The sequence below is a fragment of the Archangium sp. genome, from assembly GCF_057119385.1.
Genome location: NZ_DBNGVP010000236.1, coordinates 61,649 through 84,409 on the forward strand (window position 1 = coordinate 61,649; position 22,761 = coordinate 84,409).

Annotated in this window: 20 protein-coding genes; 14 read left to right on the forward strand and 6 right to left on the reverse strand. The window is 69.0% G+C overall.

Going from position 1 to position 22,761, the window contains the following annotated elements; genetic code table 11:
- Positions 1-131 precede the first annotated feature (131 nt).
- The 3 genes from AC16DP_RS51785 to AC16DP_RS51795 are packed head-to-tail and all read right to left on the reverse strand — an operon-like array spanning position 132 to position 3,941.
- Complete coding sequence (locus AC16DP_RS51785; protein ID WP_329732278.1) at positions 132-2,288, reverse strand: zinc-ribbon domain-containing protein; 2,157 nt, start codon at positions 2,286-2,288, stop codon at positions 132-134.
- 36 nt (positions 2,289-2,324) lie between these two features.
- Positions 2,325-2,708 carry a ComEA family DNA-binding protein gene (locus AC16DP_RS51790; protein WP_329732277.1) on the reverse strand — a complete coding sequence of 128 codons (384 nt, stop codon included), beginning with the start codon at positions 2,706-2,708 and terminating at the stop codon, positions 2,325-2,327.
- A 3-nt stretch (positions 2,709-2,711) separates the two neighbouring features.
- Positions 2,712-3,941: an aspartate kinase gene (locus AC16DP_RS51795; protein ID WP_329732276.1), complete on the reverse strand. Its 1,230-nt coding sequence runs from the start codon at positions 3,939-3,941 to the stop codon at positions 2,712-2,714.
- A gap of 147 nt (positions 3,942-4,088) precedes the next feature.
- Here AC16DP_RS51795 and hutH point away from each other — a divergent pair, with 147 nt between their 5' ends.
- From hutH to AC16DP_RS51825, 6 genes are all read left to right on the forward strand, one after another.
- Positions 4,089-5,615, forward strand: coding sequence for a histidine ammonia-lyase (gene hutH, locus AC16DP_RS51800; protein ID WP_329732275.1), 1,527 nt, complete (start codon positions 4,089-4,091; stop codon positions 5,613-5,615).
- Between the two features lie 227 nt (positions 5,616-5,842).
- The gene (locus AC16DP_RS51805) at positions 5,843-7,075 is read left to right on the forward strand and encodes an AAA family ATPase (RefSeq protein ID WP_329732274.1); all 1,233 of its coding nucleotides are present in this window, start codon (positions 5,843-5,845) and stop codon (positions 7,073-7,075) included.
- 6 nt (positions 7,076-7,081) lie between these two features.
- Entirely contained in the window at positions 7,082-7,912 is an 831-nt protein-coding gene (locus AC16DP_RS51810) for a hypothetical protein (RefSeq protein ID WP_329732273.1), read from the forward strand.
- Positions 7,913-7,944: 32 nt separating this feature from the next.
- Positions 7,945-9,108: an acyltransferase family protein gene (locus AC16DP_RS51815; RefSeq protein ID WP_329732272.1), complete on the forward strand. Its 1,164-nt coding sequence runs from the start codon at positions 7,945-7,947 to the stop codon at positions 9,106-9,108.
- A gap of 8 nt (positions 9,109-9,116) precedes the next feature.
- A complete protein-coding gene (locus AC16DP_RS51820; RefSeq protein WP_329732271.1) occupies positions 9,117-9,572 on the forward strand; it encodes a hypothetical protein in 456 nt (151 codons plus the stop codon).
- Positions 9,573-9,906: 334 nt separating this feature from the next.
- Positions 9,907-11,877 carry a cytochrome P450 gene (locus tag AC16DP_RS51825; protein ID WP_329732270.1) on the forward strand — a complete coding sequence of 657 codons (1,971 nt, stop codon included), beginning with the start codon at positions 9,907-9,909 and terminating at the stop codon, positions 11,875-11,877.
- Here the strand turns inward: AC16DP_RS51825 and AC16DP_RS51830 are convergent, their stop codons facing one another.
- Positions 11,878-12,096 carry a hypothetical protein gene (locus AC16DP_RS51830; protein WP_329732269.1) on the reverse strand — a complete coding sequence of 73 codons (219 nt, stop codon included), beginning with the start codon at positions 12,094-12,096 and terminating at the stop codon, positions 11,878-11,880.
- 530 nt (positions 12,097-12,626) lie between these two features.
- Between AC16DP_RS51830 and AC16DP_RS51835 the strand changes: the two genes are divergently transcribed.
- A complete protein-coding gene (locus tag AC16DP_RS51835; protein WP_329732268.1) occupies positions 12,627-13,418 on the forward strand; it encodes a DUSAM domain-containing protein in 792 nt (263 codons plus the stop codon).
- A 28-nt stretch (positions 13,419-13,446) separates the two neighbouring features.
- Here AC16DP_RS51835 and AC16DP_RS51840 read toward each other — a convergent pair whose 3' ends face one another.
- Positions 13,447-13,623, reverse strand: a complete 177-nt coding sequence (locus AC16DP_RS51840; RefSeq protein WP_329732267.1) for a hypothetical protein — start codon at positions 13,621-13,623, stop codon at positions 13,447-13,449.
- Between the two features lie 135 nt (positions 13,624-13,758).
- Between AC16DP_RS51840 and AC16DP_RS51845 the strand changes: the two genes are divergently transcribed.
- The 6 genes from AC16DP_RS51845 to AC16DP_RS51870 all read left to right on the forward strand — a co-directional run bounded on the left by AC16DP_RS51845 (position 13,759) and on the right by AC16DP_RS51870 (position 20,713).
- Complete coding sequence (locus AC16DP_RS51845; protein ID WP_329732266.1) at positions 13,759-14,313, forward strand: hypothetical protein; 555 nt, start codon at positions 13,759-13,761, stop codon at positions 14,311-14,313.
- 58 nt (positions 14,314-14,371) lie between these two features.
- Positions 14,372-16,531 (forward strand): polyphosphate kinase 1, encoded by a 2,160-nt coding sequence (gene ppk1, locus AC16DP_RS51850; protein ID WP_329732265.1) that lies wholly within the window; start codon positions 14,372-14,374, stop codon positions 16,529-16,531.
- Positions 16,532-16,675: 144 nt separating this feature from the next.
- Positions 16,676-17,617 carry a hypothetical protein gene (locus tag AC16DP_RS51855; protein ID WP_329732264.1) on the forward strand — a complete coding sequence of 314 codons (942 nt, stop codon included), beginning with the start codon at positions 16,676-16,678 and terminating at the stop codon, positions 17,615-17,617.
- 44 nt (positions 17,618-17,661) lie between these two features.
- A complete protein-coding gene (locus tag AC16DP_RS51860; protein WP_329732263.1) occupies positions 17,662-18,165 on the forward strand; it encodes a type IV pilin protein in 504 nt (167 codons plus the stop codon).
- A 68-nt stretch (positions 18,166-18,233) separates the two neighbouring features.
- The gene (locus tag AC16DP_RS51865) at positions 18,234-18,935 is read left to right on the forward strand and encodes a YebC/PmpR family DNA-binding transcriptional regulator (protein WP_329732262.1); all 702 of its coding nucleotides are present in this window, start codon (positions 18,234-18,236) and stop codon (positions 18,933-18,935) included.
- The gene (locus AC16DP_RS51870) at positions 18,932-20,713 is read left to right on the forward strand and encodes a tyrosinase family protein (protein ID WP_329732261.1); all 1,782 of its coding nucleotides are present in this window, start codon (positions 18,932-18,934) and stop codon (positions 20,711-20,713) included. Before AC16DP_RS51865 ends, AC16DP_RS51870 begins: the two co-directional genes overlap by 4 nt.
- A gap of 15 nt (positions 20,714-20,728) precedes the next feature.
- Here the strand turns inward: AC16DP_RS51870 and AC16DP_RS51875 are convergent, their stop codons facing one another.
- Positions 20,729-21,319 carry a hypothetical protein gene (locus AC16DP_RS51875; protein ID WP_329732260.1) on the reverse strand — a complete coding sequence of 197 codons (591 nt, stop codon included), beginning with the start codon at positions 21,317-21,319 and terminating at the stop codon, positions 20,729-20,731.
- Between the two features lie 59 nt (positions 21,320-21,378).
- Here AC16DP_RS51875 and AC16DP_RS51880 point away from each other — a divergent pair, with 59 nt between their 5' ends.
- Positions 21,379-22,605, forward strand: a complete 1,227-nt coding sequence (locus AC16DP_RS51880) for an MFS transporter (RefSeq protein ID WP_329732259.1) — start codon at positions 21,379-21,381, stop codon at positions 22,603-22,605.
- Positions 22,606-22,761: the final 156 nt, after the last annotated feature.

Below are 22,761 nucleotides of genomic sequence, written 5' to 3' on the forward strand. Positions count from 1 at the left end.
AGGCCGGAGCAAGGCTCGTACCGCCGCCCGGAGCGGACCCTGTCCTCCAGGGCGAGATCGCAAGCACCCGGCTCGCCCCCAAGGGATGGGAACTTGTTTTCCCTCCCTGGGAACCGGGCCGCCCACCGGGGTCAGGGCACGGGACTTGCCTCGGGTGCGGGGCTGGCCTCGGGCGCGGAGCCTCCCCCGGTGGTGGGCGCCGGAGGGGCGTCCTCCTCGGGGGCCGGGACGAACTCGGGCGTGTCCTGGGGCTCGGGGGCCGGCGTCGTCGCGGGCTCGGCCGCCCGCTTCTCCAGCTCCTCGGCGTACGCATGGAGTTGCTGGGCCAGCTCGTGCTTGGGGTTGAGGGTGATGACGGTGTCCAACGCCGTCTTCGCCAGGGCCGGATCCTTGCGCAGCAGGGCGATGCGCGCTTCCAGCATGGAGGCCCGCAGGTTGCTGTTGTCCGCCTCGCGCATGGCCACCACCGCCTTGAAGGACTGCTCGACATTGCCCCCCACGGGGTTGGCGGAGTTGAGCACGTACTCGGCCAGCGTCAGCGAGCTCCAGTCCCGCTGCCCGGCCTGGGCCAGCTTCACGGCCATGCCGGGCGCATCGCCCCCACCCATGACACCCGTCATGAAGGCCTGGGCCTTGAGCCGCGCCAGGGCGGGCTCCGGCTCCTCCTTCTCGGGAGCCGCCGCCAGCTGCTTCAACACCTGCACCGCCTCCCTCGAGAGCACCGCGGCACGCTCCTCGAGCGGCGTGAGGGCCTGCTCCAGCTTGGACAGCTCCTCCCCCATCGTGTTGACGAGGCTCTGCCAGTTGGCGGGCGTCTGATTCAAACGGAGGCGGGCGAGCTCGGTCTTCAGCCCCTCCCCCTTCTGCCGGAGCGTGGCCACCCGCACCTGGGTGTCGTCCAGGTGCGTGGCGAGCGCGATGCCCACCTCCGCCAGCAGCTCGACGCTCTGGGGATTCGCCGCCGACAGGGCCTTCAACCGGGAGAGGGCCTCCTCCTTCGACGCCGCGTCGTCCCGCCGCAACAACACCAGCGCCTCGTCCCGGGCCCCCCGCGCCTCGGGCGGAATGGCGTGGGCCTTCGAGCGCCAGGCCGGCGAGGTCAGGAACGCCGTCAGCAGGAGCACGAGCACGCCCCCCGCGATGAGCAGTCCCCTGCCCTTACGGCCCGGCTGGGGCGGCTTCTTGCGGCCCCCGGGGTTGTTGACGCTCTCGACCGCGTGCTCGAGCGCCTCCAGCGGCAGCTCCAGCGGCTTGGACGGCCCCGGCGGGGCTCCCGCCACGGAGGCCTTGTTCTCGGAAGACGCCTCCGCCCTCAGCTCATCGATCGGGCGGTTCAACTGCTCGAGGATCTCCTCGGGAAGCTCGATGGGCGTGTGCGCGGCGACCGCCACCGCGGGCTCGGCCGCGGGCGCGCGGGGCGCCGGGACCGCGGGCGTCTCCCGCGACGGAGCCCGGGGCTGCAGACCCGGAGGATGCGCGGCCACGGGCGGCGGCTCCGTCACCGCGCCGAACACCTGCGTCGTCCCGGTAGCAGCCGGGCCCGCCGCGGGCTTCGCCACGGGAGCCATCTGCGGATGGGAGCCGAAGGGCGGCGTCGTCGACGCGGAGGGAGGCCGGGCCGGATGGGGACGCGGGGCGGCCTGGGGCTCGGGCAGCTCGGTGCCGAGCACCAGGAACTGCGCCGTGGAGGGAGTCGGCTGCTGCGGCGGGGGCTGCGGCACCGCGCCGAACACCTGGGTCCCCGTGGCGAGGGGAGGCGCCGAACCCGCCGGAGTCTTCGCGGCGGGCGCGGGCTTCGCTGAGGCGGGCGGCTTCGCGGCCGGAGCGGGCTTCGCGGCGGCGGGCGCGGGCTTCGCCGCGGCGGGCGGCTTCGCGGCCGGCGCGGGCTTCGCCACGGGCGCCATGGGAGGCACCTGGGGCACCGCGCCGAACACCTGCGTCGTCATGGCGGACGGCGCCGTTCCCGCCGCGGGCTTCGCCACCGGCGCCATGGGAGGCACCTGGGGCACCGCGCCGAACACCTGCGTCGTCGAGGCGGACGGCGGCGTGCCGCTCTTGCCATCACCGTAGACCAGCGTGGCGTTCAGGTTCGGCTGGGCCGCCGGGCGCGGCGGCTGCACCGCGCCGAATGCCTGGGTGGTGTGGGGAGCCGGGGCGGCGGCCTGGGCCGGCGGAGTGGCGATGAAGACGTGGCTGCAACGGGTGCACTGCACCGGTACACCCCCGGGCGGAAGCAACCGGGGGTCGAGCGCGTACTGCATCGAGCACTGGGGGCAGGCGATCTCCACACACGGTATCTACCACACGCCCTGGGGCGCTGGCGCCTACCGTAGCTCCGTTGTCGCCTGGAGGGCCTCCAACCGGGCTGCGCCCACGCCCGGCACCTCCGCCACCTGCTCCCACGAGACGAAGCGGCCTCCGGCCTCCCGCGCCTGGACGAGGCGCCGGGCGAGCGAGGCCCCCACTCCGGGCACCTTCGCGAGCTCGGCCTCGGAGACCGCGTTCAAATCCAACCGCTGTCCCAGCAGCAGGCGCTGCGGGGCGGAGGGCACGGCGCCCTCTCCGCACACCGCGACACCCCGCACCACACGCACCGCGCCGGGCTCACAGTCCAGCGCGGGCGTGGAGTCCGGCCAGCGGCCGCGCGCCAGCACGCCCAGGCCCAACAGCCCGAGCGCGGCCACCGCGAGTGCCCCTGTCCGGTTCACCGCTCAGCTCGCCGCGGGAGCCTTGTCCAGCCCGAACGCCGTGTGCAGCGCCCGGACGGCCAGCTCCGTGTACTTCGACTGGATGAGGCAGGAGACCTTGATCTCCGAGGTGGAGATGAGCTGGATGTTGATGCCCTCGGCGGCGAGGATCTGGAACATCCTGGCCGCCACGCCCGAGTGGTTGCGCATGCCCACGCCCACGATGGAGACCTTGGCCACGTCGCCGTCCGTCTCCACGCTGCCGGCGTTGACCTCGCGGGCCACCCGCTCGACGACCTCCTTGGCCTTGACCAGGTCCGTCTTGCCCACCGTGAAGGACAGGTCCGTCCTGCCCTCCTTGGAGGCCGTCTGGACGATCAGGTCCACCACGATGTTCTGCGCGTCGAGCGCCCCGAAGATCCGCGCGGCCACGCCCGGCACGTCCGGCACGCCGCTGATGGCGAGCTTCGCCTCGTTCTTGTCGTAGGCGATGCCGCTGACAACCACGTTCTCCATCGACTTGTCCTCCTCACACACCAGGGTCCCCGGGTCGTCCGTGAAGGAGGACTTCACCCAGAGCGGCACCTTGTACTTCATCGCGAACTCGACCGAGCGGATCTGCAGCACCTTGGCGCCCACGCTCGCCAGGTCGAGCATCTCCTCGTAGGAGATGCGATCCAGCTTGCGTGCCGCGGGGCACACGTTGGGGTCGGTCGTGTAGACGCCGTCCACGTCCGTGTAGATCTCACAGGCGTCGGCCTTGAGCGCCGCGGCGAGCGCCACCGCCGTGGTGTCCGAGCCACCGCGTCCCAGGGTGGTGACGTTGCCCTGCTCGTCCTGGCCCTGGAAGCCGGCCACCACCACGATGTGCTTCTGTTTGAGCGCCTCGACGATCTTGTCGGCGTCGATGCGTTTGATGCGCGCCTTGGAGAAGGTGCTGTCGGTGACGATCTGCACCTGGTGGCCGAGGAAGCTGGTGGCCAGGCCTCCCTGCGCCTGGATGGCCAGGGCCACCAGGCCGATGGACACCTGCTCGCCGGTGGCCACCACCACGTCCTGCTCGCGCTCGCTCGGCCGGTCGGTGATCTGCGAGACGAGTTTCAACAGACGGTTGGTCTCTCCGGACATCGCGGAGACGACGACGACCACGTCGTTGCCCGCTTTCTGGGCCGCGATGCAGCGGCGCGCCACGTTCTTCATCCGATCGGTATCGCCGACCGAGGTTCCGCCGTACTTCTGGACGATCAAGGCCACGTTGGCTGGTTCCTCCTGGAACGGCGCGTCAAGCTAGTGAGGTGGCCCCCCGGCTGTCAAAAGCTCCCTGAGCGGACGGGCTGCACGCCGCCACCTGTTGGGATATAGGGCCCCGTATCGCCGCCCCCGTAGCCTGGAGCCCCCGACATGTACCGCCCCCGCCTTCTCATCGATGGTGACACCCTCCGGCTGGAGGAGATCCTGCTGGTTGCCCGCAACGAGGCGATCGTCCAGCTCACGCCCGAGTCCGAGGCCTGCGTCAAGGCCTCGCGAGACCTGGTGGACCGGGTGGCCGCCGGGGACACGCCCGCCTACGGCATCAACACCGGCTTCGGCACCCTGGCCGAGGTGCGCATCGACAAGAAGGATCTGCGCGAGCTGCAGCGCAACCTGATCCTCTCGCACGCCGCGGGCGTGGGCACCCCCATGCCCCTGCCCGAGGCGCGCGCCCTGCTGCTGCTGCGGTGCAACGTGCTGGCCAAGGGCTTCTCGGGCATCCGCCTGGAGACGCTGCAGCTGGCGCTGGACATGCTGAACAAGGACGTGGTGCCGGTGGTGCCCGAGCGCGGCAGCGTGGGTGCCTCGGGAGACCTGGCGCCGCTGGCGCACCTGGCGCTGGTGTTCATCGGCGAGGGCGAGGCCTTCTACCAGGGCCAGCGGATGCCGGCCCGCCAGGCGCTGGAGCGCGCCGGGCTGAAGCCGGTGGTGCTGGAGGCCAAGGAGGGCCTGGCGCTCGTGAATGGCACGCAGGCCATGTGCGCCGTGGGCACCCTGCTCCAGCTGCGCGCCGAGTCGCTCGCCACGGTGGCGGACATCGCCGGCTCCATGACGCTCGAGGGCCTGCTGGGCAGCCACAAGCCCTTCATCCCGGAGATCCAGGAGGTGCGTCCGCACGAGGGCCAGAAGGCCTGCGCGGCCCACCTGCTGACGCTGCTGGCGGGAAGCGATCTGGTGGAGACGCACGTCCACTGCAGCAAGGTGCAGGACCCGTACTCGCTGCGCTGCATGCCGCAGGTGCACGGCGCGGCCCGCGAGGGGCTCGCCTTCGCGCGGCGGATTCTCGAGGTCGAGGTGAACAGCGCCACGGACAACCCGCTGGTCTTCGTGGAGGGCAACCGAATCGTGTCGGGCGGCAACTTCCACGGGCAGCCCATCTCGCTGGCCATGGACGTGGCGGCGATGGCGCTGACGCAGCTGTCCTCGATCAGCGAGCGGCGCGTGGAGCAGCTGGTGAACCCGGCGCTGTCCAACCTGCCGCCGTTCCTGGCGAAGAACTCGGGGCTGAACTCGGGCTTCATGATCGCCCAGGTGACGAGCGCGGCGCTGGTGGCCGAGTCGCGCGTGCTGTGCCACCCGGCCTCGGTGGACTCGATTCCGTCCTCGGCGGGCCGGGAGGATCACGTGTCCATGGGCATGACGGCGGCGCTGAAGGGCCGGCAGGTGGCGGACTTCACGCGCACGTGCCTGGCGATTGAGATCCTGGTGGCGAGCCAGGCGCTGGACTTCCGGCTGCCGGTGAAGGCGGGCCGGGGCCCCCGCGCCGCGCACGAGCTGGTGCGCAGCCGCGTGCCCACCATGGAGAAGGACCGGGAGCTCCACCGCGACATCGAGGCCGTCTGCGAGCTCATCGACTCGGGCGAGCTGCTCCGGGTCGTGCGCGCCGCCACGGCGTAGGCACGGTCAGAAGGCATGGGGGCGGCGGCACTGAAATCCGCCGCCCCAGGCTTCCGGGCGAGAGCGCTCCGCGCGCTCAGATGCTGTTTCCGCCACGACATGGCCGCGGGCTCACCCTTATGCGGCTCGTGACCTTCAGACGTCAGCGTCCTTGACCTGCCTGGATGTGTGTGTTCCGGTCCTGAAGCCGCGCCGTTCCTCGTGGCGCTCTGGTGCAGGACTGGACGATGAACAAGCTGACGAAGCTCTCGATCAAGAAGTTTCGGAACGTTGCTCCGACCACACTCGAGTTCCGTCCTGGTCTCAACGTGCTACTCGGCAAGAACGCGGCCGGGAAGACGACGCTGCTTCGTTTGTTGTCAACGGCAGTCGGCGCCCCAGAAGAAGCGCTCAGGGATGACGTACTGGATTTGAGCTACCGCGTCTCTAGCGCAGCGCTCGAATTTGAGCACACGCTTGTGAGGACACGAATCGATGAGCCGACCCTTGGCCTTGAGCCGGGTCGTCCGGAGAGAGAAGAACTCTCCAGCATCCAACAAACCAACTCAATCGTCATTGAAAAGGACGGTGCGGTCGTCGCGAAAGCCCAAGTACTCGCAAATGAAGTTGTGCTCGAATTCGCCGGCAAACAGAGCCGAATACAGCAGCGTAATTTTGTATCACCTATTTCAGCGTTATCTCTGGCATTGAGCAGAGACAGAAACGACCCTGCATCAAAAGATTTGGCGGGAAAGCTCCTGTCGGCGCGAATTCAAAGCGCGGGCCGCATGGACGAAAGCCTTGATCGATTCAACAGGCTACTCAAATTCGAACTAAGGAAGGAGCGGCTTAAAGACAGCTCAAGAGTCATCTTCAACACCGGGGACGCTCCCCGATCCATGTATGCGATAGACCCAAATCTCATACCAGAAGACATGTCAGCAACGTTCTCGCTTGAGTTTCTTGAGCGTGCTGCGCATGTGCTTGGTTATGAATCCGCGAGCGCGCGATTCGATGTCGAACGCCTTAGCCCAGATCCAGGCCGGCAAATTGCACGCCTGAGCAATCTCCGGTTCTTCTTCAGACGGCCTGGCGAGGAGGTCTCCCACGATCTGCTCAGTTACGGTCAAAAGCGCTTGCTCACCTTCTTCGCACACGCAGACGCCTCACGAGACATCATCATCGCAGACGAACTCGTGAACGGCCTTCATCACGAGTGGATTTCGGCATGTCTGACCGAAATTGGTGACCGGCAGGCCTTCCTGACGAGCCAGAACCCACTGTTGCTCGACTTCTTGCGATTCGACAGCGCCGACGAAGTTCGTCGAACCTTCATCCTCTGCGAGCGAGCCACCGGTGAATCCGGTCCACAACTCATCTGGCGCAATCCCACCGAGGAGGAAGCCGAATCGTTCTTCTCGGCGTACCAGACAGGGATCCAGCGCGTCTCGGACATCTTGCTCACCAAGGGCCTCTGGTGACACGTCATGGAAGTCCGTGCCCGTATCCTCGTGCTGACCGAGGACTCTGGTGAGCAGGCCCAGCCAACCCTCCAGAAGCTCTTGAAGGAGGCGCTCAAGCTCGTCGATCCGAGCGTCGACCTGAATCCGAATCGTATCCGGCTCGAACCACTCCCCGAGAACGAACGCGCGCTCCTCGCTGTCCGTGCCAATCAATGGAAGGAGCAGCCGCCGACCATCGAGGCGATTCGTCTTCTCGAATTGATCGCGACCCGGCTGGTGGAACCGGCGGGATTCGTTGTCTTCCACTTCGATACCGACCGTGTGTGGGCCGAGCGCCACAACAGCGAGAACCGCCAGAAGTTCGAGACGATCATCCGAGAGCGCGTGCGTCGCATCCTGCGCGGTGACGTTCCGGCTCCACGGTTCGGCCCTCAGCGCCCGCGACCCACGCTGACGGCCGAGCAGATCGAGATGGCGCTGGGGCGTCTTCTCGTTCTGTCCCCCTGCTACAGCATCGAGTCCTGGCTCTACCAGGCAACGAAGGAAGTTCTCGCGTACTGCCAGGAACGCCACGATTCCGAAGCACATGTGCTGCGCATTCAGTCATGGTCCGCGGACCGGAAGCTCCTCGACGAGATTTCGCGACCCAAGCATGAGGCCCTGACTTGCGTGGGTGATCTCCACAACGAAGCCCTCGCCAAGGCATTCCCGGCAGAAGAGGTGTGGCTTGCCGAGCGGTCATTCTTCGAGTCCGTCGAGCGACTTCGAGCCTGCTCCGCACTGGTCGAAGCGCTCGGGTATGGAGTCCGCTCGGCCGCTGCCCGGGCGGAGGGCCACGGGCCGCACGAGCCTTGATGGCGCGTGAACCGGCATGGGAAAAGGCGAGGATGGCCTCCTCGCCTTCCTCCGGTCACGTCATCCCCACGGAGATGAACGTGAGCACCGCTCAGGAGCCGCGTCCGTCGACCGGGCCCCGGAGGCGCCCCTACTACCCCGAGCTCGACGGGCTTCGAGGGATGTCCGTGATGCTGGTCGTCATCGGACACCTGGCCCAGTTCGTCCTGCGAAGTGGCGCCTGGGGCGGGAGCCTGGCCGCGATGGGGGTCATGATCTTCTTCATCCTCAGCGGCTTCCTCATCACGGACCTGCTGTGCCACGAGCACGCGGAGACGGGGACGGTGCGGCTCGGCGCCTTCTACGTCCGCCGGATCCGCCGGCTCATGCCCGCCTTCCTGGTGTTCGTGCTGGTCCTCGCCATCCTCATCCAGCTGGGCTGGGTCACGGACGTTCCCTGGTCGAGCATGGCGGCGTCGTTGGTCCACCTGCGCAACGTGTTCGGCCGGGGAGACACCAACGCCCACCTGTGGTCGTTGTCCATGGAGGAGCAGTTCTACGCCGTGTGGCCCCTGCTCTTCCTGCTCGCCGGGCCGAGGAAGGCGCTATGGGTCAGCCTCGTGGGCGTACTCGGGGTGAGCCTCGTGCGGGGCGGGATGATCGCCCTGAACGTGCTCGACTACAACCGGGGCATCTACTACCTCCGCCCCTGGTTCCGCTTCGATTCGCTCCTCCTGGGCTGCCTGCTCGCGCTGGCGTGGAATGGAGGGGAGCGGAGCAGGAGGCTCGTCCAGAAGCTGGTGGCCTGGTGCTCGCCGGTGGTGTGTCTGGTGGCGCTGACGCTGTGGTCGCTCCACGCGGAGATGACCGCGATGAAGCCCGTGTTCCTGCTGGTGCAGGGGCTCCTGGCCGCCGCGCTGGTCGCGGGATGCGCGCTGGGTGGGACGCACGCGTGGTTGCGGCCGCGCTCCCTCCGCTTCCTGGGACGCATCTCCTACTCCCTCTATCTCTGGCAGCAGCCCTTCCTCACCACCCGCACGCTGGACTGGGGCCCCCTGAGGGAGGCACCGCTGTGCGTCATGATGGCCTTCGCCGCGGCGCTCGCCTCGTATTACTGGGTGGAGAAGCCCTTCCGGGTGGCCCCTCCGGAGAAGTCCATCGACGAGCGGGCGCTCGCTCCGAATGGCGACGTTCGAGTAGGGTATGGGAAGCTGTGACGCCCCACTTGAACACCTCCGCGTTCCCCCCCATCAGCTTGGACGACTCCTTCTGGCCCCTGCTCATCGTCCAGATACGAGGCCCCGTCCCGTTCGCGCACTTCGAGGAATACCTCGCGCAGCGGCTCACCTACCTGCAGCGCCCCGAGAAGCACGTCACCCTCTTCGACATGCGGAACGCGCCCATGCTCTCCTCCGACGTCCGCCACCGTCAGGCGGAGTGGCTCAAGCAGCACGGATCCCTGCTCGATGCCCAGATGCTTGGTCACGCCCTGGTCATCACCTCACCGTTCCTGCGCGTGATGATGTCCACCTTCCTCAAGGTGCGGCCGCGCAATGCCCCCTACTTCATCACGCCCAACGTGGGTGACGCGGCGCGTTGGTGCCTCAAGGTGCTCGAGGAGGCCGGCAGCAACCCTCCCGCCGAGCGCATCAAGACCCACTTCGGGCTGAATCCCCACTGAGGTGGCGCTGGACACGCGGAAGTCGATGCGCGCGTAGTCGCGCAGCTTGAGCGCCCGGAAGGCCGTCACCGCCGCCCACTCGATGCGGCCCCGCAGATATTGCTCGCGGATCATCCGCACGCGGCGCGCCAGTCCCTCCATGTCCTTCTCCACGCTCCGCCAGATGCAGCGGAGGTTGCGCCCCGCGCGGTGGGGCGCATGAAGCAGGGAATCTGGGCCGCCACGCTCCCTCCCGGGGGCCCACTGGCCGCTGCCCCTGCAACCGCAAACCCATTCCCTGGTAGATACAGGCACACCACGTTGGTGCACGCACGCAGTCCCGGGGGGACATTCCATGAGCCATGACGGATCCGCTGTCTTGAAGCAGCCCACCCTTCCCCTTCCACCGAGGGTGTCAGGCATTCCACTCCTGGGCGCACTGCCCGCGCTGCTGAAGGATCGGCTCGACTTCCTGGAGGCGGCCCGCCAGCGCCATGGTGACATCTACACCCTGGAGCTCGGCTTCGCCGACGCCATCATCCTGGGCCACCCGCGGCATGCGCAGCACGTGCTGGTGGACCACGCGCGCAAGTACTTCAAGGGCGGCGCCATCTGGGAGTCGATGCGCACCTTCCTGGGCAACGGGCTGCCGGTGAGCGAGGGGGACTTCTGGAAGCGGCAGCGGCGGATGATCCAACCCGCGTTCCACCAGCAGCGGCTGATCTCCCTGACGGAGAAGATGGTGGCGGCCATCGACGAGAGCCTCGCGGGCTGGGAGCGGGCGGCCCGGACGGGCGAGCCCTTCGACATCGCCGAGGCCTTCTCCCAGATGACCATGAACGTGATGGTCCGGGCGATGTTCGGCAGCGGGTTGGAGACGGACGAGGCGCAGCGGGTGGGCCAGGCGCTGGCCTACATCATCGACTACATGATGCAGGGGATGGTGACGAACTCCCTGCCCGAGTGGCTGCCGGTCCCGGGCCGCGCCCGCTACCGGGAGGCGATCCGGTACATCGACGAGGTCGTCCTCCGGGTCATCGAGCGGGGCCGGCGGAGCGCCGAGGAGGACAACCTGCTCTCCCTGCTGCTGCACGCGGTGGATGGCGAATCGGGCGAGCGGATGACCAACGCGCAGCTGCGCGACGAGGCGGTGTCGCTCTTCGTCGCCGGGTACGAGACCACCGCCGTGGGCCTGGCGTGGGCCTTCCATCTCATGGCCCGCCACCCGGAGTCCTTCCAGCGGTTGCGCACGGAGGTGCGGGAGGTGCTGGGCCAGCGGGTGCCCGGCTTCGCGGCTCTGCGCCAGCTCGGCTACGCGCGCAACGTGTTGCAGGAGGCGCTGCGGCTGTACTCGCCCTCGTATTGGATTCCCCGCACGTCGTCGGAGGCGGACGAGATCGACGGCTTGCAGATTCCGGCGGGGAAGATGGTGGTCGTCTTCACGCACCTCATCCACCGCCACCCGGGCGTCTGGGAGGAGCCGCGGCGCTTCGATCCGGATCGCTTCACGCCGGAGCGCTCCGAGGGGCGGCACAAGCAGGCGTGGCTGCCCTTCGGCACCGGCCAGCGGATGTGCATCGGCAGGGAGTTCTCGTTGATGGAGGGGCAGTACATCCTCGCCCGCATCGCCCAGCGCTACGACGTGTCCGCCGTCCCGGGGCGGGAAGCGCAGGTGCACATCGGCACCAGCATCCGCGCGAAGAACGGAGTGTGGGTGCACGTGAAGCCGCACGCGCTCCAAGCTGGGAGAACCATGCTCACCGGTGCCTCGACGCTGCCCACCCTGGAGACGCCCCGCCTGCGCCTGCGCTGGATGACGGAGGCGGACATCCCCGCGCTCTTCGAGCTCTTCTCCCATCCCGAGGTGACCCGTTACTGGAGCTGGTCCGCGTACACCGAGCGGGCGCAGGCGGAGAAGCTGTTGGGCAACATCCACACGTTCTTCGCCGAGCGCTCGCTCTTCAATTGGGGCTTCGCCCGGCGCGAGGACGACCGGATCATCGGCACCTGCACCCTGTCGGACCTGAGCGAGCAGCACCGGCGCGCGAATCTCGGCTACGCGCTGAACCACGCGCACTGGGGCCACGGCTACGGGCGCGAGGCGGTGGCCCGGTTGGTGGAGTTCGGCTTCACCTCGCTCGAGCTGCACCGGCTGGAGGCGGACGTGGATCCGCGCAACACGAGCTCCATGAAGGTGCTCGAGGGCCTGGGCTTCCAGCGCGAGGGCTACCAGCGGCAGCGCTACTTCCTCAACGGAGAGCGCCAGGACGCGGTGCTGTACGGGCTGCTGCGGCCGGAATGGCGGCCGGGCTCCGCCGCCTCGTGATCAAGGCGTGGGCGCGGGCACCACCAGAGCGGCGTCGGCCCGCACCGGAGGAACGTCCCGCCCCTCGCCGAAGCCCAGCACCCACCACTCGGGGGCCTGCCCTCCCCGCTCCACCAGCGCTCGCTTCAGCTCCTCCACCGGCTCGTCCTCGCCGTCGTCCGCGAGCCGGAAGGCGCCGACGACAAGTAGGACAGACCGGGGAGGTAAGACGTTCCGCATAGCGCGAACCAACCTACCAGAAAGGGTGCCAACAAGAACGGATGCCTGGCGGCCAGCCCGTCACGCCCTGTCCCTGGCTGGCGGTCCCTGGTTGACTGGCCTAGCCTTGGAGGCATGAAAAACCTGAATTGCACCCCACGCCTCTGGGTAGCCGTGCTGGTGGGTGGGCTCGTTTCGGGCTGTGCAGCGGCCATCGCGTGCCGACCGGGAGAGTCCACGGTTGACTGCTGCATCAAGAAGTACCCGTTGACCGCGATGGAGAGTTGCACCGCCAGCCGCTCGGACGTGCTCCGGGTCCTACGGGACATTTCTCTGAGAATCGACGATGAGGAGTTCGAGAACAACGAGGACCTTCCAGATTGGAAGCAGACCTGCATAAAGAACTTCGTCCTTTGCCAAGACGAAGGCTGGGGAGGGCCCTGTTACGACTGCATGCGCTATTGCGAGGGCCAGCACAAATGGCCAGAAGCGATGTGCCCTGAGCCTCGTAAGAGCCCTGAGCCTCGTAAGAGCAAGAGGTAGGAGCGGAGATGTCCGACTGGCAGATGGATTGGGACCCCATTTGGGCGCTGGCAAGACGGGTCTTGGAGCAAGGCAAGCCCCTGGAACTCACCGATGAAACGCGCGCCCTTTTGCTGCGAAGCACCCGCGAGGTGGCCATTAGCGATGAGGATGCAGAGAGCGCTCTCCGCAGCCAGTCCACCGCTATGACGCTGCTACAGGAGGTCCGGCGGCGTATCCATGACGGGTCATCGCGGCTGAATCGTGCTCGAATCCGGGCCTACGAACTACGGGACGCGGGGGATCTCAATGGGGCACAGCAACTCATGCGCGACGTGCTGGCCGTAGAGGTCGTGCCCTTCTACCGGGAGCAGGCCGAAATTGCCCTGGAGAAGCTGACCGGGGTGGCGGAGGTACGCGCAACCGGGCAAATCAATCCGGACCTGAACGACCGGCCGCAACTCACCGCCCTCTACCAGCGCGTTCAGCAGGGACACGCCCTGGAACTCACCGACGACGTGCGCGCCCTTCTGCGCCGGATGGCCCCCACGGCAGCCGTCAGCGAGGCCGAGACGGAAGAATCCCTCAAGAGTCCGGATGGTGCCGAAGCCCTCATGGGGATGATCCTTTCTCGCTTGCGTGACGGCCAGAAGCGGCTCACACGTGCCCTGTTCCGGATGACGAGCCTCCGGGACTCGGGCGACCTTGAAGGTGCGCGCCAGCAGATGCGCGACGTGCTAGCCGTGGAGATCGTGCCGCAATACCGGCGGATGGCCGAGGAAGTGCTCAGGGGCTTCGACAGTCCGCCCCCGCAGTCGTAACACCCAGGGATTCTTCTGAGATCACCCCTCATGCACGTTGCTCCAGGCGCGGAATGTCCCGGGGCCCCAGCGCCACGAGCACGTCCAGGCCCCAGTTCGCCACCAGCAGGCCCGCGGCCCCGCCGAGCAGCGCCAGCACCGAGAAAGTCCGCCCGGGTGGGGACCCCTCCCGCCGCGCGCGCTTGCCAGAAGTGGGACACGTCATCCCATTTCCGGTGGGCCCTCGACGGGTGAACAGAACGGCGCCGCCGCGTTTGCTGAACTGAACGTTCCCGAGCCTGCCCGCTTGGCGCTCCCCGGCAGCGGCACCAGATTTCTCTTCCACGACAGGAGAACCCCCATGAAGCCGCTCGCCACGAACCGTCTGGTCCTCTCCAGGAAGCAGCACCGGGCCTGCACCCTGAGCATCTCGAGGGCAGAGCTCGAGCAGCGCCTGGGGCCTCCGCTCGCCATCGACGACGAGGGGGATGGCCTGGGCCCCCGCTACCGGTGGGAGTTCCAGGGCGAGTGTGGTCTCGAGGTGCTCATCGACATCCCCCGCGAGGCCTCCCACGGCGCGCGGGAGGCGGTGCTGTGGATGAAGCACCTGGAGGTCGAGCACGCGCTGGAGCACCTCGGCCTGTCCACCGAGTACGTGCTGTGGCGGGCGGACATGCTGGAGCCGCTGCCGCTGGAGGGCTGGGCCGTCGTGCGGCGGGACGGCGCCGGCAGCCGGTCCGACATCTGCGTGCTGTCCGTGCCGGACCACGCGGAGTGCCTGGCCCTGCTGCTGGAGGCGCGCTCCCCCGAGCAGTCCTACGCCATGGAGCTCCGGGGACTGAAGCCGGCGCCCCGGCGGACGCCCTCGCACCGCTGGGCCCCGTCGAGCCACGACGAGCACACCGCCGCCCTGTAGCGGGTGCGGCTCGCACGCATGCCTGATACACCGCTCCCCCGCGACCCCGAGAGCGGATATGCCCAAGCGCGCCTCCTCCAGCCGGAACAACCCCACCAAGCCCGTCGAGCGGGACATCATCCCGCCCGGAACGGACGTGCCCGACAGCGGCCTCTTCTTCAACCGGGAGCTGTCCTGGCTCGCCTTCAACAACCGGGTGCTCCAGCTGGCCGAGGACGCCTCGGTGCCGCTGATGGAGCGCGTGAAGTTCTGCGCCATCTACGCGCGCAACCTGGATGAGTTCTTCATGATTCGCGTGGCGCGCCTGCACGAGCAGGTGCGCAACCGCGTGGCCCGGCTGGTGCCCGATGGGGCCACCCCGGGCGACACGCTCGACAAGCTGCACGATCGCATCCTCGATCAGGGCCGGCGCCACAGCGACTGCTTCGAGCGCCAGCTGCGCCCCGCGCTCGCCGAGAAGGGCCTGCGCATCCTCTCCATGAAGGAGCTGGACGCCGAGGCGCGCACCCTGCTGGAGCAGCGCTTCCGCGAGCAGATCTTCCCCGTGCTCACCCCGCTGGCCATCGGCCTGGGCCGGCACTTCCCCTACATCTCCAACCTCTCCCTGAGCCTCGCGGTGCTGCTGAGGGATCCGGTGACGGAGACGGAGAACGTGGCGCGGGTGAAGGTGCCCAAGGAGCTGCTGCCGCGCTTCGTCCCGCTCAAGGGGGGCACCACCTTCGTGCCGCTCGAGGAGATCATCGCCCACCACCTGGACGCGCTCTTCCCCGGCATGGAGGTGTTGGACCGGGGACTGTTCCGCGTCACCCGGGACGCGGACTTCACCGTGTCCGAGGACGCGGAGGATCTGCTGGTGGCCGTGCAGACGGAGCTGCGCCAGCGCCGCTTCGGCGACGTCATCCGCCTGGAGGTGCAGGCGGGGATGAGCCCCAAGATGCTCGAGCCGCTCAGGGAGGCGCTCGCGCTGGAGCCCCGCCAGGTGTACGAGGAGCAGGGGCTGCTGGACTACACGGACCTGATGTCGGTGGTGTCCACGCCGGGCTTCGCCGAGCTGAGGGATCCGCCCTGGACGCCCGTCACCCAGCCGCGCCTGAGGGCCGAGAGCGACAGCGGCGAGGTGAGCACGGTGCTGTCGGCCATGCGGCGGGGGGATCTGCTCGTCCACCACCCGTACGAGTCCTTCGCCACCTCGGTGGAGCGCTTCGTCACGGAGGCGGTGGAGGATCCGGACGTGCTGGCCATCAAGCAGACGGTGTACCGCACCTCGGACAAGTCGCCGCTGGTGCCCGCGCTCATCCGCGCCACCGAGCGGGGCAAGCAGGCGGTGTGCATGGTGGAGCTCAAGGCGCGCTTCGACGAGCGCACCAACATCCAGTGGGCGCTGGCGTTGGAGGAGGCGGGGGTGCACGTCGTCTACGGCATCCCCGGCCTCAAGACGCACGCCAAGGCCATCCTCATCGTCCGCCGCGAGGGCGAGCGCGTGCGCCACTACGTCCACGTGGGCACCGGCAACTACAACTCCAAGACGGCCCGCCTCTACACGGACCTGGGGCTCTTCACCACGGATCCGGAGATCGGCGCGGACGTGGCGGACCTCTTCAACTTCCTCACCGGCTTCGCCCGCCCCAAGTCCTTCCGCAAGCTGCTGGTGGCCCCCATCAACATGCGCGAGGGCCTGCTGGAGCACATCCGCCGCACCATCTCCGAGCACTCCGCCGAGCGCCCCGCCCGCATCCAGATGAAGATGAACGCGCTGGTGGACCCGGCGATGATCCGCGCCCTCTATGACGCCTCGCGCGCCGGCGTGAAGGTGGACCTCAACGTGCGCGGCATCTGCTGCCTGCGCCCCAACGTCCCCGGCGTCTCGGACAACATCCGCGTCGTCTCCACGCTCGGCCGCTTCCTCGAGCACTCCCGCATCTACCTCTTCGAGCGCGGGAGTGGGATTCGCTGCTACATCGGCTCGGCGGACCTGATGCCCCGCAACCTGGACCACCGGGTGGAGGCGCTCACCCCGGTGGAGGAGCCGCAGCTGCTCGCCCAGGTGAGGGACTTGCTGGACCGGAGCCTCGCGGACAACACGCACGCCTGGGTGCTCGACGCGGACGGGACGTGGAAACGCCGCGCACTGGAGGGCGAGAAGCGCTGGTCCCAGGGCGAGCTGATGGAGCGCGCGGTGCGCATGGCGCAGGCCTCCACCGGACGGCCCCTGGCCTGACCTTCCGTTGCAACTGCAAGCATCCAGCGGGGTGAATCCCGGGGAAGAGCACGGGCGTGGGACGAGGGGCAGGTGGCGGGCGGACGATTGTGTTGGTGCCCCCGGAGATCGGATGATGGAGGCCCCGTCTTCCCGCGTGGGCCCATGTCAAACGATCCGCAGACCCCCGTCACCCCGACTACCCACCCGACCACGGACGAGAGCCTGGCCGAAGCGGTGGCGCATGCTCACAAGAAGCTGGAGCAACCGGCGATCTGGCCCGGCAACGTGCCCACCCAGGCCCAGGCGTTGGAGGTGCTGTGCGGCAAGCGCATGCTGGCGATCTCCCTGCCCAACGCCCGCAGGCTGCAGGAGAAGCTGACCCTGCCCGAGCGCGAGGCGCTCATGGACGAGGGCCTGGCCGATTCCCTGCGGGAGGCCGTCGCGGTGCGCTGGCGCCTGGCGGCGGCGCAGGATCTGCTGCTGACGGCCGGAGGCCGGGTGGATCAAACGGCGCTCGAGGCGCTGCTCGCCGAGGTGGACCGGGCCCTGGAAGCGCTGCGCGCCGCGACGCCCGCCTCTCCGGACATGGGGCTCGCCATTGATCGCACCTGGGAGACGCTGACCCAGGAGGCGGTGGACTTCTCCACCAACGTGAAGGCGGCCTCGGCCCAGCCGGCCACGCCCGCCCACCCGCATGCGGCGCCGAAGAAGCCCGCGGCCACCGGCAAGGTGACGTTCCAGGCGCAGGAGCCGGAAGCGCAGAACGGCCCCAAGAAGACGAACAAGATCCTGTTCGTGGGGCTGGGCCTGGCGGTGGCCATGGTGGCCGCCTACCACGGCACCCGGATGAACCAGGACACCGTGGCGCCGCCGGCCGCCTACAGCCACCCGGGCGCGCCGCCGGACACCGTGGTCATCCCCAACACGTCCAACGGCTCGCTGCTGGTGCGCTCGCTGCGCACGGGGCCCACCACGCCGCAGCAGGAGGCGTGGCTCAAGCAGCAGGAGGCCAGCGGCATGCAGCTCAAGCCCCAGGGCCAGGGCACCTGGCTCCTCGTTCCCGCCGCGAAGGCTCCGGCCACCGCGGGCAACACCACTCCGTGAATCCCACGGTCCTCTCTTTCCCGTCGCCTCGAAGGAGGCCTGTCATGGCGAACCGCAAGCTTCACCCCGTCCGCACCCGGCGGGGCTTCACCCTGATCGAGCTGATGATCGTCGTCTGCATCGTCGGCCTGCTGTCCACCGTGGCGCTGCCGGAGTTCCAGAACATCATGCTGCGCTCGAAGCAGGCCGAGCGGGAGCTGATGATGAACTCCATCATGCGCGTGCTCAACGAGTACACCTCCTCGCACGGTGGCAAGTTCCCGGGAGGGGATGAGCCGGACATGCCGTTCAATCCGGTGGAGGAGCCCAACGGCAAGAAGCAGCGCTTCAACATGGACCTGGGCCACTGGAAGGACCTGGGCTGGGCGCCCGACGGCCACCTCTATTACCGCTATGAGGTCGTGCTCAATGGCGACGGGGACCTGGTCATCACCGCCAAGGGGGACCTGAACAACAACGGGCTGGTCAGCTACAAGGAGATCAAGTTCCGGCTCCAGGGCGGCATGTGGCAGCGGATGTCCGAGACCGAGTACGGCGACCACTTCTGAGCGTCCCCCGGCACTCCGGGCCGCGGAGATGATGAACGCGGCCCCGGAATGAGGTAGGAGCGCAGTCCATGGGCGCTCAATGGAAGCACAAGGGCCGCACGGAGCACGCGGCCGCGAAGGGCAGGCTCTTCACCAAGCTGGTCAAGGAACTCATCGTCTCCGCCAAGGCCGGGGGGGCCGATCCCAACAGCAACCCCCGCCTGCGCATGGCGATGGACGCGGCGAAGAAGGCCTCGATGCCGCGCGACACGCTGGAGCGCGCCATCAAGAAGGGCGCGGGCCTGCTGGACGAGCCGGTGAACTACGAGGTGGTGACGTACGAGGGCTTCGCCCCGCACCAGGTGCCGGTGATCGTCGAGTGCCTCACCGACAACAAGACGCGCACCGCCGCCAACATCCGGTTGCTGTTCCGCAAGGGGCAGATCGCCACCAGCGGCGCGGTGTCCTGGGACTTCAACCGCCTGGGGGTCATCGAGGCCACGCCGCCCGAAGCGGGCGCGGATGCCGAGACGGCCGCCATCGAGGCGGGCGCGCAGGAACTGGAGCCCGGCGAGGAGGGCGGCACGCGCTTCCTCACCGCGCCCACGGACCTGGACACCGTGAGCCGCGCCCTGACGGGCATGGGCTGGACGGTGAGCGCGCAGAACCTGGCGTGGGTGGCCAAGAATCCGGTGTCGCTCGAGGGCGAGGCGCGCACCGAGGTCGAGTCCTTCCTGGAGGCCATGGACGAGGACGACGACGTCCAGAACATCTACGTCGGCCTCAAGTGAGCCCCGCGCCGCTGGAGCCACAGGAGCGGGTCCGGGCGCTGCTGAGCCGGGAGTCCTCCCCCACCCCGCTGCCGATGACGGCCCGGCGGGAGCCCTCGCTGTTCGGGCCTCCCTCGCTCCAGCAGCGGTTCCTCCCCTTCCTGCCGTCCCACCTCCAGCTCGCGCTGTCCCTGGCGGCCCGCTTCATGGCGCTGGCCAACGCGCGGCCGGGGGAGGAAGGACTGGCGGCGGTGCTGGACGAGGCCGAGCGGCAGGCCGCGGCCGGAGACCCCGAGTGGGCGAAGTACGCGCTGCGCGTCTTCATCGCCCACCACCCCGAGGGCCGTCGGCTGTCCGTGCCCCCGCTGCGGGAGCGGGCCCCCCACCAGGTGCTGCCCTCGGGGCGCCCCGAGGTTCCCCGGAAGGGCAACCCCGGCACGCCCGGCGCGGAGGTCTGGCTGGACTCCTTCCGCGAGGACAGCGGCCTCAACGAGCACGTGGACGCGTGGCCGGTACTGTACCCGGCGGAGGGCCACCCGGACCCCGCGAGCCCCGAGCGCCGCCTGCGCCCGGAGGGACGGGCGGAGCTGTTGGCGTCCCTGCGCCAACAGCTGCTGGCCCGCTACGACACGGAGCGGCTGGGGTTCGGCATGCCGCGCACCGTGCCCCTGCAGGACTACGCCTCCCCCATCAACGAGGCCTATGACGCGGGGCTGCCCGGCTTCGCGCCCCGGCCGCCCGGACTGAGCCCGAGGGACCTGCCCGGCTACGGCGTCACCGACCACGCCATGCGCCGCGACCGCCTCTTCACCGCGGCCTCCTCGGGACTGCTGTGGCGGGGGGAGACGCCCACCGTCATCGAACACCTGGCGCAGCTCGCCGACACGGCCGAGTCCAACCCGGGCTCGGTGGATGGCGAGGCCTGGGCGGATCCGCTCGGCCCCCATGGCGCGCACCAACAGATGGGGCACGTGCTGCTCGGCTGCCTGACGGCGCCCCAGGACAAGACGGGCCTGCCCGGGGTGCTCACCTCCCCGGCCACCGCGGCGAGGGATCCGCTCTTCTACCGCTGGCACCGCCACGTGGACGACATCCTCGACGCCTGGCAGAGCACGCACCTGCCGCCGTACGACGTGTCCGGCGGTCCCCAGGTGCTGGTGCGCAAGTGGCTCGGCGAGGGCATCTACCCGGCCCACCAGAGCCCGGACATCCTCCTGTGCTTCATCAAGGACATCCCCGGCGGGACGTCCCCGGACTTCGACGGGCAGCGGTGGGGCGAGGCCACCTTCGGGGGAGACTACTGGACCAGCCCTCCCCCCTCCTTCCGAGCGAGCACGCACGCGCTGAACACCTTCATGGCGCAGCAGGGGGGGCACCTGTCCTACGAGCCCTTCCACTACTTCTTCCGGGTGGAGAACCTGCTGCCGCACGAGCAGAAGGTGACGGTGCGCGTCTACCTGGCGGCGGATGCGTTCGCCGAGGATCGCCGCATGTGGATGGAGATGGACCGGTTCCACCACACGCTGCGGCCCTCGGAGCAGGCGGTCATCTTCCGGCCGGCGAGCCTCGCCTCGGTGGTGCACGAGCGCGGCTGGCCCGCGAACCTGCTGCTGCCGCGCGGCCGGCGGGAGGGCATGCTCTTCCGCTTCATGGTGATGATCACCCCGTGGGAAGAGCGGGAGCAGGAGCCGGGCTACCCCTTCAACCGGCCCGTGCCTCCGGGGCAGCGCATCGCGGACATGCTCACGCAGCCCCACCTGGCGACGCGGAACATCTGGATCCACCACGTCACGCCCTGAGCGCGGGCGGCGGCGTCAGTAGTCGCCCTTGCGCAACCGGTAGTGGAGCGCCTCGAGCTGCTTGAGCAGCTTGCCGCGCTCCTGGGAGAAGAGCTCGCGCGCGCGGGGCTTCTGCGCGTCGCTCAGCACCTTCTCCGCCTCCATGTAGGACAGCGTGTCGTTGTCCTGCATCTGGCGCAGCGTGGAGTCGATGCGCTCCAGCCGCTCGCGCCGCACGGCCCGCGCCTGCTCCGCATCCGGAGGCCCCATGCTGCCGCCCTTTCCCCCATGGGCGTCATGCGTCCCGCCCCCCATGTAGCCCCCGTGCCAGGGCCGGTTGTCCTTCTTGCTCTGGGTCCGCAGGACGTCCAGCTGCTGCTGGAGTCCGATGTTCTTCTCGTGGAGGCCGAACTCCAGCTGCTCGAAGCGCTCCACCTGCTCGGGGGTGAGGGCCAGCTCGGCGCGGTGCTCGAGCAGCACCGCCAGTGAGGACTTGAAGGCCATGGCCGGGGCCTCGCCCTCGCGCTGGGACGCGGTGGAGCGGGCGCAGGCGGCGAGCGCGAGGGACACCCACAGCAACAACATCGTGCGAGTCATGCCGCCGATGGTGCCATGAAACGGTGCCATGAAATGGTGCCATGAACTCCCCACTGGGGAAGGACGTCCGGGCCCCCTAGAGTGCGGGCATGGCTCCAGCCCCATGGCCGCTCCGCCGGATCGAGGCGCTCGTCTTCGTGACGGTGTTCCTCGACCTGGTGGGCTTCGGCATCGTCATCCCGCTCCTGCCCTTCTACGTCCAGTCGATGGGCGGCTCGGAGCTCACCGTCGGTGTGCTGCTCGGCAGCTTCTCCTTCACGCAGCTGCTCGCCACCCCGATCCTCGGGCGCTTCTCGGACCGGTACGGCCGCCGGCCCATCATCCTGATGAGCCTCGCGGCCAACGCCGTCGCCATGGGCCTCTTCTCCCTGGCCAGCTACCACCACCTGCTGCCGCTCCTCTTCGTCTCGCGCATCCTGGCGGGCGCCACCTCGGGCAACATCTCGGCGTGTCAGGCCGTGCTCGCGGACGTCACCCCGTCCGAGCACCGCGCGCGGGCCATGGGCCGGCTCGGGGCGGGCATCGGCCTGGGACTCGTCCTGGGCCCCATGATCGGCGGACAGCTCTCCCAGTGGGGCGCGTGGTTTCCCCCGCTGGCGGCGGCGGCGCTCGCCCTGCTCGGCGCGCTCGGCGTGCTCGTGGCCATGCCCGAGACCCATCCCACCCGCTCCACTCCGGCGAAGCCCCCCTCGCGGCTGAGCGTCTTCCACCGCTCGCCCCGGCAGCGCGCGCTGAGGCTCATGCTGCTGCTCTACTTCTTCGTCTTCCTCTCCATGACGACGCTCCAGGTGGCCTTCGCGCTGCTCGCCCAGGAGCGGCTCGGCTGGGGCGCGAAGCAGGTGGGCTACATCTTCGCGCTGGTCGGTGGGCTGGGGCTCGTCATCCAGGGAGGCCTCATCGGCCCGCTGTCCAAGCTCGTGGGCGAGGTGCGCCTGCTCATCCTCGGCACCCTGCTGCTGTGCGCCGGGATGCTGGGCGTGAGTGTGGCGGCTCAACCCCTCCCCCTGGTCGCCTCCGTCTTCCTGCTCGGCACGGGGCTCGGCCTCATCCAGCCCCTCCTGGGGAGCCTGGCCTCCCAGGCCGCCGATCCCTCGCTGCTCGGCCTGACCCTCGGGCTGGCGCAGTCCTCGGGAGGTCTCGCCCGCACCGTGGGCCCGGTGGCCAGCGGCGCGCTCTACAAGACCCTGGGCGCCAGCGCGCCCTTCACCGCGGGAGCACTCATCGCGCTCGGAGCCACGGTGCTCGGAGCGCTGCTGAAGCGGGAGGGACTGGGAAGACAGCGCGGCGCCGGAGCCGCGGCCCGGGATGTCCGCTGAGTCAGCCATGGGGGGGAGGAGTGCGGGACGAACGTGCCGCACTCCTCACGGGTGGAGAATCAGCGCTTCGCTCGGATGACGCGGAGAGTCGAGAGCGTGCCGGAATCGGACAGTGGACGGCACCTCGGGACGAATGGTGGCGAGCAAGGCAGAGGC

Bases quoted from the DNA above. Each gene is read 5' to 3' on its own strand.
- hutH (WP_329732275.1), top strand. From the start codon at position 4,089: ATGTACCGCCCCCGCCTTCTCATCGATGGTGACACCCTCCGGCTGGAG.
- AC16DP_RS51805 (WP_329732274.1), top strand. From the start codon at position 5,843: ATGAACAAGCTGACGAAGCTCTCGATCAAGAAGTTTCGGAACGTTGCT.
- AC16DP_RS51810 (WP_329732273.1), top strand. From the start codon at position 7,082: ATGGAAGTCCGTGCCCGTATCCTCGTGCTGACCGAGGACTCTGGTGAG.
- AC16DP_RS51815 (WP_329732272.1), top strand. From the start codon at position 7,945: ATGGCCTCCTCGCCTTCCTCCGGTCACGTCATCCCCACGGAGATGAAC.
- AC16DP_RS51825 (WP_329732270.1), top strand. From the start codon at position 9,907: ATGAGCCATGACGGATCCGCTGTCTTGAAGCAGCCCACCCTTCCCCTT.
- AC16DP_RS51830 (WP_329732269.1), bottom strand. From the start codon at position 12,096: ATGCGGAACGTCTTACCTCCCCGGTCTGTCCTACTTGTCGTCGGCGCC.
- AC16DP_RS51835 (WP_329732268.1), top strand. From the start codon at position 12,627: ATGTCCGACTGGCAGATGGATTGGGACCCCATTTGGGCGCTGGCAAGA.
- AC16DP_RS51840 (WP_329732267.1), bottom strand. From the start codon at position 13,623: ATGACGTGTCCCACTTCTGGCAAGCGCGCGCGGCGGGAGGGGTCCCCA.
- AC16DP_RS51845 (WP_329732266.1), top strand. From the start codon at position 13,759: ATGAAGCCGCTCGCCACGAACCGTCTGGTCCTCTCCAGGAAGCAGCAC.
- ppk1 (WP_329732265.1), top strand. From the start codon at position 14,372: ATGCCCAAGCGCGCCTCCTCCAGCCGGAACAACCCCACCAAGCCCGTC.
- AC16DP_RS51855 (WP_329732264.1), top strand. From the start codon at position 16,676: ATGTCAAACGATCCGCAGACCCCCGTCACCCCGACTACCCACCCGACC.
- AC16DP_RS51860 (WP_329732263.1), top strand. From the start codon at position 17,662: ATGGCGAACCGCAAGCTTCACCCCGTCCGCACCCGGCGGGGCTTCACC.
- AC16DP_RS51865 (WP_329732262.1), top strand. From the start codon at position 18,234: ATGGGCGCTCAATGGAAGCACAAGGGCCGCACGGAGCACGCGGCCGCG.
- AC16DP_RS51875 (WP_329732260.1), bottom strand. From the start codon at position 21,319: ATGGCACCGTTTCATGGCACCATCGGCGGCATGACTCGCACGATGTTG.
- AC16DP_RS51880 (WP_329732259.1), top strand. From the start codon at position 21,379: ATGGCTCCAGCCCCATGGCCGCTCCGCCGGATCGAGGCGCTCGTCTTC.